Below are 12,487 nucleotides of genomic sequence, written 5' to 3'. Positions count from 1 at the left end.
CATGAGTCGGTTGATCGCCTGGTGTGCGGCATTGTTTCTGACGCTGGGCACGATGCCCGGCATCGCACGCGCCGAGGACGGCTATGATCTCTGGCTCCGTTATCGCCCCCTGCCGGCTGACACCCAGGCGCGCGACCGGGCGCAGGCGACAAGCCTGGTGTTCGATGCGAACCGCAACGACCCTTCGATCCGCAAGGCAGCCGAGGAACTCGATCGCGCCCTTTCCGGCATGCTCGGCACCGCAACGCCAACCGGCGACCTCCGGCCCGGCGCAATCCTGCTCGGTACCGGCACCGAGCCCCGCATCCAGGCGCTGAACCTGCCACTCGGCAAGCTCGGCACCGAAGGCTATCTCATCCGCAGCACCATGATCGACGGCAAGAAGGTCACCGTGGTCGCCGCCAATAGCGGTATCGGCGTGCTCTATGGCAGCTTCGCGCTGATCCAGCATATCCAGCGCGGCCTGCCGCTCGACGGGATCGACATCGCCTCCAGCCCGAAGCTCAAGCTGCGTCTGCTCAACCATTGGGACAATCTCGATCGTACGGTCGAGCGCGGCTATGCCGGTCAATCGATCTGGGACTGGTGGAAGCTGCCCGACTTCAAGGACCCGCGCTACACCGACTATGCCCGTGCCAATGCCTCGATCGGCATCAACGGCACCGTGCTCAACAACGTCAACGCCAAGGCGGACAGCCTGACCGCACCTTACATCGCCAAGGCGGCGGCGCTGGCCGATGTGTTCCGGCCCTATGGGATCAAGGTCTATCTCTCGGCCCGCTGGTCGGCGCCGATCGAGATCGACCATCTCAAGACTGCCGATCCGCTCGATCCGCAGGTCGCCGCCTGGTGGAAGGCAAAGGCCGACGAGATCTATAAGGCCATCCCCGATTTCGGCGGATTCCTGGTCAAGGCGAACTCCGAAGGCCAGCCCGGCCCGCAGGATTACAAGCGCAACCATGCGGAGGGCGCCAACATGCTCGCCGCGGCGGTGAAGCCGCATGGCGGCATCATCATGTGGCGCGCCTTCGTCTATCAGCACGAAAATCCGGAGGACCGCGCCAAGCAGGCCTATGATGATTTCAAGCCGCTCGACGGCCAGTTCGCCGACAATGTCATCGTCCAGGTGAAGAACGGTGCGATCGATTTCCAGCCGCGCGAGCCCTTCCATCCGCTGTTCGGTGCGATGCCGAAGACGCCGCTGATGATGGAGTTCCAGGTCACCAAGGAATATCTCGGGATGGCGACTCACCTCGTCTATCTCGGGCCGCTCTACGAGGAAGTGCTGCAGGCCGACACCTATAGGCACGGCAAGGGATCGACCGTCGCCAAGGTGATCGAGGGCGGCCTCGACAATTACAAGCTGACCGGCATGGCCGGCGTCGCCAATATCGGCACCGACCGCGACTGGAGCGGATCGCCGTTCAACCAGGCCAACTGGTTCGTCTATGGCCGCATGGCCTGGGATCCCGAGGCCTCCGCCAGGCAGGTCGCCGGCGAATGGTCGGAGCTGACCTTCGGCCCTAACCCGGCCGTCACGCCCAAGGTGGTCGATATCATGACCAGCTCGCGCGAGGCAGTGGTGAACTACATGACCCCGCTGGGCCTTGCCCATCTGATGGCGACCAGCCACCATTATGGCCCCGGCCTGTGGGTGAAGGACCTCGCCCGCCCCGAATGGAACCCGGTCTATTATCACAAGGCCGATGCGACCGGCATCGGGTACGACCGCACGAAGACCGGCAGCAACGCCGTTGCGCAATATGCCCCGATCCTGGCGAAGCAGTTCGGCGACCCGAAGACCACGCCGGAGCGCGACCTGCTGTGGTTCCACCATGTCGCCTGGGATTACCGGATGGCATCGGGCAAGCCGCTGTGGGAAGAGCTGATCGGCAAATATTCGCTGGGCGTGCACGAGGTTGCCGACATGCACAGCGCGTGGAAGGCACTCGCGCCCTATATCGACCAGGACCGGTTCGCGAAGACCGACACCTTCCTGTCGATCCAGCAGCACGAGGCGCAGTGGTGGCGGGATGCGAGCATCGCCTATTGGACCAGCGTGTCGGGCCGTCCGCTGCCTGCCGGCGAGGCACCGCCGGCGAAGACCCTGGCCGAGTATGAAGCCGTCTCCTGGCCGTATGAGCCCGGCCGATAAGCGCTATCACGCCAAGGAAACACGGATATTTCGGCCGATACGGGAGGATTGACAGGTCCGTAACATAGGAATACCACCCCATGTGATCGCTACCATCCCTTGGGGTGGATCGCGAACGGGCACGAAGAGGCCCGCTGGAGGGGTGAATGAAAATGGACCTGTCGCCGACTGCCATGATGTGCCGATGCACGGCGCCGGTTGTCGGGGTACACCTCTCCACCATGTTTTCCGGGCCCGGAACGGCCCCACCGGTTCGCCCGCACGGGCATTTCTGATGTGGATGGCGGCGGCTGTGGTCGCACGCCGCCATCCAATGCCGGCATGGGCGCTCCTCGCTGCCCATGCCGGACGATCTCCCCTAGGGCGGCCGGCACGACCGGCCGCCCCTCTTTTTGCCGGCCACCCCTGTTTCGACGGCCCCTCTTCTTTCGACAGCCCGCGCGCCGATTGACGGATGCATCGCAGACTGTACCGCAACATCATAGCCAACGCGCCGAGGAGCAGGCCATTTGAACCGACCGACCTCCCGACGACAGCGCACCAATGCGACCATTACCGATGTCGCACAAATGGCCGGCGTGTCCCCGATGACCGTGTCGCGCGTGCTGAACGGCGAAGGCAATGTCCGCCCCACCACGCGCGATGTGGTGAACGCCGCGATCGCCGCGCTCAACTATTCGCCCAACCCGGCCGCGCGCAGCCTCGCGGGCGCGGCGCCGGTTCGGATCGGGCTGCTCTACAGCAACCCCAGCGCAGCCTATCTCAGCGAGTTCCTGGTCGGCAGCCTCGATTATGCCAGCCGCGCCAATATCCAGATCGTGGTCGAGAAATGCGACGGCCTGGGACAGGCTGAGGAAGCGGCCAAAAGGCTGCTGGATAGCGGGATCGAAGGCATCGTGCTGCCGCCGCCTCTGTGCGACTCCCTGCCGCTGCTGGAGGTGCTGCGCCAGGCGAAGGGCCTCGCGGTGACGGTTGCCAGCGGTCACCCTGCCCCTGGCTTTTCCGCGGTCAGCATCGACGATCACCGCGCCGCCTTCGAGATGACCCGGCATATCGCGGCGCTCGGCCATCAGCGCATCGGTTTCATCATCGGCAACCCCGACCAGACGGCGAGCGAACGGCGTCTCGCCGGATATCGCGATGCGCTGGAGGCGGTCGGCCTGGCTTATGATCCGGCATTGGTGGCGCAGGGGCTGTTCACCTATCGCTCGGGCCTCGACGTCGCCGAGCAACTGCTCGACGTGCCCAACCCGCCCTCGGCGATCTTCGCCAGCAATGACGACATGGCCGCGGCAACCGTCGCGGTCGCGCATCGCCATGGGCTCGACGTGCCCAACGACCTCACCGTCTGCGGGTTCGACGATACCGCGCTCGCCACCACCATCTGGCCCGAGCTGACCACGATCCACCAGCCGATCACCGACATGTCGCTCGCCGCCGTGGAACTGCTGGTCAAGGAAATCCGCAGCCGCCGCGCCGGTCACAGCGACCCCGCGCAGCACCGCGAGCTCGATTTCCAGCTTGTCCGTCGCCAGTCCGACGCGGCCCCCCGCCGTCGCCCGATAGTGGCACCGCCACGGATTTAGAGTCGCTCCGGTCCGGCCAAATGGTATAGATTCCGGCTCGGGTAGACCATGTCGGGAAGCCTGCGGCGAGACCAGCCAATGGCTTTCGACTCCGTCCGGGACGCTCAACGGGAAGCGGCCGCCCCACAGCGTTTGCGCGCGGCGTATGTTGAGACTAACGACGGTTTGCGTTAGCGTTACCATTCGAGACGACCAGGAGAGGCCACAGTGCAGCGTGAACCCGTAAAGCCATTCCGTTCGCGGGACTGGTTCGCCGATCCGCAACGGTCGGACATGACCGCGCTCTATCTCGAACGGTTCATGAATTACGGCATCACCGCCGCCGAGCTGCGCAGCGGACGGCCGATCATCGGCATCGCCCAGACCGGCAGCGACCTGTCGCCGTGCAATCGGATCCATGTCGATCTCGCCCGGCGCACGCGCGAGGGCATTCGCGACGCGGGCGGCATTCCGATGGAATTCCCGACTCACCCGATCTTCGAGAATTGCCGCCGCCCGACTGCGGCGCTCGATCGCAACCTTGCCTATCTCGGCCTGGTCGAGATCCTGTACGGCTATCCGATCGACGCCGTCGTCATCACCACCGGCTGCGACAAGACCACGCCGTCGGGCATCATGGCCGCCTCGACCGTCGACATTCCCTCGATCGTGCTGTCCGGCGGGCCGATGCTCGACGGCTGGCATGAGGGCGAGTTGGTCGGATCGGGCACCGTCATCTGGCGGTCGCGCCGCAAGCTGGCGGCTGGCGAGATCGACGAGGAGGAGTTCCTCCGCCGCGCGACCGACAGCGCGCCATCGGCCGGGCATTGCAACACGATGGGCACCGCCTCGACCATGAATGCGGTCGCCGAGGCGCTGGGCCTCTCGCTGCCCGGGTGCGCAGCAATTCCCGCACCCTATCGCGAGCGCGGGCAGATCGCGTACGAGACCGGCCGGCGCATCGTCGACATGGCCTATGAGGACCTGCGCCCCTCCAAGATCCTCACGCGCGAAGCGTTCCTCAACGCAATCCGCACCATCACGGTGATCGGCGGCTCCTCCAACGCGCAGCCGCATCTGATGGCGATGGCGCGTCATGCCGGGGTCGAACTCCATCCGTCCGACTGGACCGAGCATGGGTATGACCTGCCGCTGCTGGCCGACGTGCAGCCGGCCGGGCGTTTCCTCGGCGAGCGTTTCCACCGCGCCGGCGGCGTGCCGGCGATCCTGCACGAACTGGCCGAGGGCGGCGTGCTCGACGCCGACTGTCTGACCGTGACCGGGCGCAGCATCGGCGAGAATATCGCGGGCCGGGAATCGCGCGACCGCGAGGTGATCCGGCCGTTCGCCGATCCGCTGAAGGAAAAGGCGGGCTTCCTCGCCTTCTCCGGCAATCTGTTCGACTTCGCGATCATGAAGACCAGCGTGATCTCCGAGGAGTTCCGCAACCGTTATCTCAGTCACCCCGGCAAGGAAGGCGTGTTCGAAGGCCGCGCGATCGTGTTCGACGGGTCGGACGATTATCATCATCGCATCAACGACCCGGCGCTGGAGATCGACGAGAATTGCATCCTGGTCATCCGCGGCGCCGGCCCGATCGGCTGGCCGGGATCGGCCGAGGTGGTCAACATGCAGCCGCCAGACGCGCTGATCCAGCGCGGCATCGCTTGGCTGCCGACGCTCGGCGACGGGCGCCAGTCGGGCACGTCGGACAGCCCCTCGATCCTCAACGCCTCGCCGGAAAGCGCGGTCGGCGGCGGGCTCGCCTGGCTGCACACCAATGACGTGATCCGGATCGACCTCAACACCGGACGCTGCGACGTGCTGGTCGACGAGGCCGAGATCACACGCCGCAAGGGCGGCCCTGCCCCCGCCTTCCCGGCGAGCAACACGCCCTGGGAAGAGCTGTACCGGGAGAAGACCGGGCAGCTCGAGGACGGCGCTGTGCTGGAGATGGCGGTCAAATATCGCGGCATCGCCGCGAAGACCCCGCGGCATAACCATTGATGCGCGCTCAGGCCTTCGCCGCTGCAACCCTTGCGCTGCTGCTCACCGCGGCAGCACCGGGGGCCCCGGTCGCCCGCTTCGACTGGTTCGACTATACGGGCGACGACCCGGTCGACCAGGCGATGAAGGCCGGGCCGAACGAGTATCGCAACCCGATCCTGCAGGGATTCTATCCCGACCCCTCGATCCTGCGGGTCGGCCAGGATTATTACCTCGTCAATTCGAGCTTCACCTATTTCCCCGGCCTGCCGGTATTCCACAGCCGCGACCTGGTGAACTGGACCCAGATCGGCAATGCGCTCGACCGGCCGGGCCAGGTCGATTTCAAACAGATCGGCATGTCGCGCGGCATCTATGCGCCGGACATGAGCTACCGCGCGGGCACCTTCTATCTCGCGGGAACCTGCGTCGATTGCGGCGGCAATTTCGTAATGACCGCCAGGCAGCCGGGCGGCCCATGGTCCGACCCGCACTGGAACGACATCGAAGGCATCGACCCGTCGCTGTTCTTCGATGCCGACGGTTCCGCCTGGATCCTCAACAACGGCCCGCCCGAGGGCAAGCCGCTCTACGACGGCCACCGCGCGATCTGGATCCAGCGTATCGATGCGAAGACGCTGAAGCCGTTCGGCGAACGTCGGGTGATCGTGAACGGCGGCGTTCGCATCGCCGACAAACCGATCTGGATCGAGGGCCCGCACCTGTTCCGCAAGGACGGCTGGTACTATCTGATCGCGGCCGAGGGCGGCACCGCCGAGAACCACAGCGAGGTGGTGTTCCGCAGCAAATCGGTCGCCGGCCCCTACGAGCCCGGCCCGATCAATCCGATCCTGACCCAGCGCACGCTCGACCCGGCACGGCCCTTTCCGATCACCTCGACGGGCCATGCCGATTTCGTGATGACGCCGAAGGGTGACTGGTGGAGCGTATTCCTCGGCACGCGGCCGTACAAGGGCGGCTATTACAACACCGGGCGCGAGACCTTCCTGCTGCCGGTGCGCTGGCGGAACGGCTGGCCCGAGGTGACCGCCGCGGGGGCGACCGTGCCCTATGTCAACGCGCGCCCCGCCTTGCCGCGCGGCAAGGCGGCACCGGTGCCGAATAGCGGCGCCTTCCATGTGCGCGACGAATTCGCCGGCACGAAGATCGCGCCCTATTGGGTGCAGAACCGGGCGACCGATACGGGCTGGCGTCGCCTGTCCGGCGGCGCGCTGGCGATCGATGCGCAGCCGGTCGCGTTGGGCGGAAAGGGCCAGACCGCGTTCCTCGGCCGACGACTGCAGCATGGCTGGGCGACGGCGGAAACGGCGGTCGACTTCGCAGCGAAGCAGGAAGGCGACCGCGCCGGAATCGCGGTGGTGCAGGACACCGCCTATTTCTACGCCCTGACGCTGGCCCGTACCAGCGCGGGCAGCGTGATCGCGGTCGAGAAGCGCAGCGGCCCGAAGGACCCAGCCGATGGCGTGACGGTCGCCTCGGCACCTTATGCCGGTACGAAGGTCCGGCTGCGCATCGTGCTGCGTGGCGATCTGTGCGACTTCCTTTATGCGGGCGCCGACGGCCGCTGGCATGTACTGGCGAAGGACCAGGATGCGACGATCCTGAGCACGAAGACGGCGGGCGGCTTCATCGGGGCGACGGTCGGCCCGTTCGCGCGCGCGGGCGGCTAGCATTCGGGGGCATATGGGCGACGGCACTGTCCCATATCTCCGTACCACCGCGCGAAGTAATGGTGTTGAAGACTGCAGCGAAGCGGGCAGTATTCGCTGAATTTCGCGAGGCACCTGCGAGAGGGGGTGAATCGCGGCGCTATTATCGGCCTGCGCAGGTCGCGAAGTATAGGCCAGTACAGATGTTGGAACGGCAGGAAGCGATCCGCGACCAGACGCAACGTGCCGACTGGGCAAGCACTTCCCGAATTTTGCGACCCCTATCGATTTTTGTATGCGCCCTACTGATGAATAGTCGCGGCCAGAAATCTGTATTGCCACATCGAAACCCTCGAATTCATCAACCCCGCGCGCCGGGCCGAATGTCCTATTCCGGTCGCGAGGGTCGGTGAATCAGCGGACGCGCAAGCCCGAAATGGTCGCCTTCGAAACGCGCGCCCGACAGCAGATCAAAGAACAGGAAGCGAGCGACACCAAATCAGCCTGAATGGATGAGATAACCGTCCCACCCCGTACCCATTTATGGGAATACACGTCGCATAGTTCACGCGGGGGAGCGTCAAGATGCGGACAACACGGAAAAGTAAAAGGTCTCAAAGTCCATGCCGTCGCTGGCACATCTGTTGTATCGCCGGGCATGGACCTGCCGCAACCGGACTGCACCCGATTGCTCGGATTCGAGCGTGTAGCGCCGGCGCAATGCACAGGCCGGGCAGCTAGCCCAGTTCCACCCCGATCCGCATGACCAGCGCCAGCGTCCCGCCCGGCGGAACTATGTCGAAGACTCCGTGCTCCCGGTTGAACGTATCGGGCAGATGGCTCACCGGCTCCAGGCAGCAGAAGCTTTCGCCATCCGGATGAAACAGGTGAAGGTGTCGCGCGCCTTCGGCGGTGAGGCGCACCTTGTGCTTGCCCGTGTCGAGCCTGGCCGTGCCGTCCCAGCCTTCATAGCTGTGGTCGATGAACCCGGCCTCGGCGATCGACGCGCCGGTGGCCCAGTCGCCGAAATGGTCGGCGGGGGCGGGATCGTTCGGGATCTGGACCGCGTCGGTGAGCCAGACGCGGTCGGCGTTCAGGCGGAGGCGCGTGCCCGGCGGGCAGGTGAAATAGGGATGGAACCCGATACCGGCGGGCATCGACTCGAGCGACTTGTTGGCGAGGGTGAGCGTGAGGCGCAGGCCCTGCTCGTCCAGCTCGAACAGCTGTTCCGCCCGGTAGCGCCATGGCCAACCGTCACTGCCATTGTGCGTGTGGGCGAGGCGGGCGCGGTCGGGGCGGACTTCCGCTACCTCCCAGGGGCGTTGCCAGCCGAAGCCGTGCAGCGTGTTGGGGTGATCGCCGAAATTGAGCGGCAGGGCCATGTCGCGCCCGCCGAAGGAGAACCGCCCGCCCGCGATGCGATTGGCATAGGGGACGAGCGGGAAGCAGGCGCTGTGCAGCGGATCGGTCGTGCCGTCGACCGTCGGGCGGAGAATGTCCTCGCCCTGGAATCTGAGGGTGCCGATGGCGCCCCCAAGCGCGGGGAGGAGCGTCAGCGCCCACCCCGCGCCCGAAAGCTGCACCATCTCAGCCTTCCATCGCCTCGAGCTCTCGGCCCTTGGTCTCGTTCACCAATGCCTTCACGAAGAAGAACGAGATGAACGCGCTGGCGGCGTACAAGCCATAGGTGATCGGCAGACCGGCATTCGCCGCCATCCAGGGGAAGCTGACGCTGATCAGGAAGTTCGCGCCCCATTGCGCGAAGCCGGCGACGGCCAGGCCCGACCCGCGGATCTGGTTTGGGAACATCTCGCCCAGCATGACCCACATGATCGGGCCCCAGCTGAGGTTGAACAGCGCCGAGTAAGCGAGCGCGCTGGCGAAGGCGAGCTTGCCGATGCCCGGTTCCATGTGCAGCCCGGTCGCGCCCGTGGTCGCGGTCGAGAAGCAATAGGCCATCAGCCCGAGCGTCAGCGCCATACCGAGCGAGCCGATCAGCAGCAGCGGCTTGCGGCCGATCCGGTCGACGGTGAAGATGGTGAGCAGGCAGGCGCCGATCGAGACCAGCCCTGAGATGATGTTGATGATCAGCGCGTCATTCTCGCTGTAGCCGACCGACTGCCAGAGCACCGACCCGTAATAGAAGACGATGTTGATGCCGACGAACTGCTGGAACACGGCGAGGCCGATGCCGGCCCAGACGATCGGGCGGACCTTGCCGCTCTTGTCGAGCAGGTCCGAGAATTTCGGGCGGTGATGGTCGACGGCAAGGCTGCCGCGGATCTCGGCGACCTTCGCACGGGCATGATCCGAGCCGAACAGCTTGGTCAGCACGGTCTCCGCCTCTGCGTCGCGGCCCTTCATCACCAGATAGCGCGGGCTTTCCGGGATCAGCAGCAGCGTGAAGAGATAGATCAGCGCCGGGATGACCTGGAGCCAGAACATCCAGCGCCACGCCGGATAATCGAACCAGAGATGCTGGGTCGAGCCGCCGGCCGAATGCGCGAGCGCGTAATTGGCGAAGAAGGCGCCGGTCAGGCCGGTGATGATCATGACCTGCTGGATGCTCGACAGCCGGCCGCGGATGTTCGCGGGCACGACCTCGCTGATATAGACGGGCGCGAGCACGCTGGCGGCGCCGACGCCAAGGCCGCCGACGATGCGGGCCAGGATGAACATGATCGAGGAGGTTGCAGCACCCGCAGCGAGTGCGCTGATGACGAATAGCACGGCGGCGATCATCATCACCGCGCGGCGGCCCATGACGTCGGCCAGTCGGCCGGCGATGAAGGCACCGAAGGCGCAGCCGATCAGGATCGCGCCGACATTGAGGCCGGTGCCGAGCTTCGACAGGTCGAAGGCCTTTTCAAGTCCTTCCTGCGTGCCGTTGATCACGCCGCTGTCGTAACCGAACATGAAACCGCCGATCGTAGCCACCGCCACGATCAGCGCGATGAAGGCGATATTGACCCGCCCCGCGCCTGGTGTTGCCATTATGCTGTCCCTCTCCGTTCTTGTTCTCGTTCTACGCTCAGCGACCCGCGACGACGGCCTCGGTCACGGGCAGGCCCGGTACCTCGACGTCGAAGGCGAACAGGTCCCCCGCCTCTGGCTGTGCCGCCAGCGCAGCGGCGTCGAGCCCCTTGCGCGCGGTGGTGACATAGGCGGTCTTCAGGTCGGGCCCACCGAACGCGATCTTGGTGACGTTCGACACCGGCAGCTTCACCGTTTCGAGCAGGGTGCCGTCCGGCGCATAGCGGCGCACGCCCCAGCCGAAGAACATGCCGGTCCAGATGCAGCCCTCGCTGTCGACCACCGGGCCGTCGGGATAGCCGGCGCCCTCCTCGATCGTGGCGAAGACGCGCATCGCACCGAGGCTGCCATCGTCGTCGATCTCGACCGCATGGATGATCCTGCCCAGCGTGTCGGTGTGATAGAGCGTCTTGCCGTCCGGCGAGACGGCCGGGCCATTGGTAATCGACACCGGCGGCAGGCCGGTGTCCGCTACGCCGTTCGCATCGAGTGCATAGAGGCGCCCGGTCAGATCCCCCTCACCGTCATCCATCGAGCCGAACAGGATCCGGCCGCGCCCGTCGGTGGTCGCATCGTTGAGGCGGTTGCCGGGCAGATGCGCCTCCGGCGCATGGAGCAGGGTGAAGCCGCCAGTCGCCGGATCGAACCGCTCGACGCCGCGCTGCATGCCGACGATGAAAGTGCCATCCTGTTCGGGCAGGACCCAGCCGATTTGCGACGGCGCGTCCCAGTGCCTGAGGCCGCCATCGGCCGGATCGAAGCGGTAAATCCGCTTTTCCTTGATGTCGACGAACCAGAGCGCGTTTTCGCGCCCTACCCAGACGGGCCCCTCGCCAAGCGTCGCTCCGACGCTCGCGACCCGGTACGGCGCGCCGGCGACCATTTCAGCGCCAGCCCGCGTCGACGAAATAATCATGGCCGGTGCACATCTTCGCATCGTCCGAGGCGAGGAACAGCACCAGCGCGGCGACGTCGGCCGGCTGGATACGGCCGTTGAGGCACTGCGCCCCAACGATCTCCGCCTCGCCTTCCGGCGTGTACCATTTTTCCTGGCGCGGCGTCTGGACGTTGCCGGGGACGATCGTGTTGACCCGGATATTCTCGCGGCCGAGATCGCGCGCGAGACTGCGCGTCAGGCCCTCGATCGCGGCCTTGGCGGTCTGGTAGAGGACGAGCTCGCCGAGCGCGAGGTGCCAGCTGATGGACCCGAAATTGAGGATCACGCCCTGGCCGGCGCGCTTCATCGCCGGCACCACTGCCTGGGCGGCGAAGAACTGATGGCGCAGGTTCACCGCCATGCGCTCGTCCCAATATTCCGGCGTGACCTCCTCGATCGTGTGGCGATCGTCATTGGCGGCATTGTTGATGAGAATGTCCACGCCGCCAAGATCATGCTCCATCTCCGCCATCGCACGCTTCAGCGCATCGATATCAGTGATATCGCAGTGACGAAACAGCGGTGCGTGCACAGCGTCGGGTGTCAGCCGCTCGACCACCGCGCGGCTCGCGCCATCGGCGATGTCGATAAAGGCCACGCGCGACCCTTGCGCGACGAATGCCTCGACCAGCCCCTCGCCGATGCCGCTGCCGCCGCCGGTCACGATGACTCGCTTGTCGGCCAGGCTGGGATAGATTGCGCTGGTTGCCCCAGCGGCTTTTGCCTGCAGCACGGATTCAGTCTCCAAAATATCGTCGATCATGATGTGGCCAGCAGTCCCCGGCCGGCGAGATTGCGCATCAGGTCCCCGATGCCGAATTGCCAGGGCGGCGCGGCCTTGGATGTCGTCACGCGGTTGACCAGGCGGCCGATGCGCGGCGTCGAGATGGTGACGACGTCGCCGACCTTGTGGGTGAAGCCGTGCTTGGGCACGTCGCGGTCCTGGGTCGGCGCGAACAGCGTGCCGAGGAACAGCACGAAGCCGTCGGGATATTGATGCTCGCTCATCGTGTGCTTGAGCAGCGCTTCCGGATCGCGGCTGATCTGGTTCATCGAGCTGATGCCGGTCAGGCGATAGCCTTCGGGCCCTTCGATCAGCAGTTCGACCTCGGCATTGCGGACGTCGTCGAGCGTGAAGCCC

8 protein-coding genes and 1 pseudogene are annotated in these 12,487 nt (G+C 65.7%); 4 read left to right on the top strand and 5 right to left on the bottom strand.

What is annotated here, in order from left to right; genetic code table 11:
• Window position 1: 1 nt before the first annotated feature.
• The 4 genes from AC1DT7_RS13710 (at window position 2) to AC1DT7_RS13695 (ending at window position 7,397) form a co-directional block, all read left to right on the top strand.
• Window positions 2-2,155 (top strand): alpha-glucuronidase family glycosyl hydrolase, encoded by a 2,154-nt coding sequence (locus AC1DT7_RS13710; RefSeq protein WP_478036578.1) that lies wholly within the window; start codon window positions 2-4, stop codon window positions 2,153-2,155.
• Window positions 2,156-2,664: 509 nt separating this feature from the next.
• Complete coding sequence (locus AC1DT7_RS13705) at window positions 2,665-3,741, top strand: LacI family DNA-binding transcriptional regulator (protein WP_478036576.1); 1,077 nt, start codon at window positions 2,665-2,667, stop codon at window positions 3,739-3,741.
• 207 nt (window positions 3,742-3,948) lie between these two features.
• Entirely contained in the window at window positions 3,949-5,727 is a 1,779-nt protein-coding gene (locus tag AC1DT7_RS13700; protein WP_478036575.1) for an IlvD/Edd family dehydratase, read from the top strand.
• Entirely contained in the window at window positions 5,727-7,397 is a 1,671-nt protein-coding gene (locus AC1DT7_RS13695; RefSeq protein ID WP_478036574.1) for a glycoside hydrolase family 43 protein, read from the top strand. The genes AC1DT7_RS13700 and AC1DT7_RS13695 overlap by 1 nt, the downstream gene beginning before the upstream one ends.
• Before the next feature lie 716 nt (window positions 7,398-8,113).
• Here the strand turns inward: AC1DT7_RS13695 and AC1DT7_RS13690 are convergent.
• From AC1DT7_RS13690 to AC1DT7_RS13670, 5 genes and pseudogenes are all read right to left on the bottom strand, one after another.
• Window positions 8,114-8,962: an aldose 1-epimerase gene (locus tag AC1DT7_RS13690; protein ID WP_478036572.1), complete on the bottom strand. Its 849-nt coding sequence runs from the start codon at window positions 8,960-8,962 to the stop codon at window positions 8,114-8,116.
• A 1-nt stretch (window position 8,963) separates the two neighbouring features.
• The gene (locus AC1DT7_RS13685) at window positions 8,964-10,370 is read right to left on the bottom strand and encodes a sugar porter family MFS transporter (protein WP_478036571.1); all 1,407 of its coding nucleotides are present in this window, start codon (window positions 10,368-10,370) and stop codon (window positions 8,964-8,966) included.
• A gap of 37 nt (window positions 10,371-10,407) precedes the next feature.
• Window positions 10,408-11,292 carry an SMP-30/gluconolactonase/LRE family protein gene (locus AC1DT7_RS13680; RefSeq protein ID WP_478036688.1) on the bottom strand — a complete coding sequence of 295 codons (885 nt, stop codon included), beginning with the start codon at window positions 11,290-11,292 and terminating at the stop codon, window positions 10,408-10,410.
• A gap of 1 nt (window position 11,293) precedes the next feature.
• Window positions 11,294-12,109 (bottom strand): D-xylose 1-dehydrogenase, encoded by an 816-nt coding sequence (gene xylB / locus AC1DT7_RS13675; protein WP_478036570.1) that lies wholly within the window; start codon window positions 12,107-12,109, stop codon window positions 11,294-11,296.
• Window positions 12,106-12,487 (bottom strand): annotated as a pseudogene (locus AC1DT7_RS13670) (fumarylacetoacetate hydrolase); the annotation flags it as partial. The pseudogene AC1DT7_RS13670 and the gene xylB, both read right to left, overlap by 4 nt.

This window comes from Sphingomonas sp. P3_C6, assembly GCF_056402595.1.
This window is presented reverse-complemented; position numbering and strand designations above follow the sequence as displayed.

What these genes read in the sequence shown, in the direction of transcription:
- AC1DT7_RS13685 (WP_478036571.1), bottom strand. Translation starts at nt 10,370, where the DNA reads ATGGCAACACCAGGCGCGGGGCGGGTCAATATCGCCTTCATCGCGCTG.
- AC1DT7_RS13710 (WP_478036578.1), top strand. Translation starts at nt 2, where the DNA reads ATGAGTCGGTTGATCGCCTGGTGTGCGGCATTGTTTCTGACGCTGGGC.
- AC1DT7_RS13680 (WP_478036688.1), bottom strand. Translation starts at nt 11,292, where the DNA reads ATGGTCGCCGGCGCGCCGTACCGGGTCGCGAGCGTCGGAGCGACGCTT.
- AC1DT7_RS13695 (WP_478036574.1), top strand. Translation starts at nt 5,727, where the DNA reads ATGCGCGCTCAGGCCTTCGCCGCTGCAACCCTTGCGCTGCTGCTCACC.
- xylB (WP_478036570.1), bottom strand. Translation starts at nt 12,109, where the DNA reads ATGATCGACGATATTTTGGAGACTGAATCCGTGCTGCAGGCAAAAGCC.
- AC1DT7_RS13690 (WP_478036572.1), bottom strand. Translation starts at nt 8,962, where the DNA reads ATGGTGCAGCTTTCGGGCGCGGGGTGGGCGCTGACGCTCCTCCCCGCG.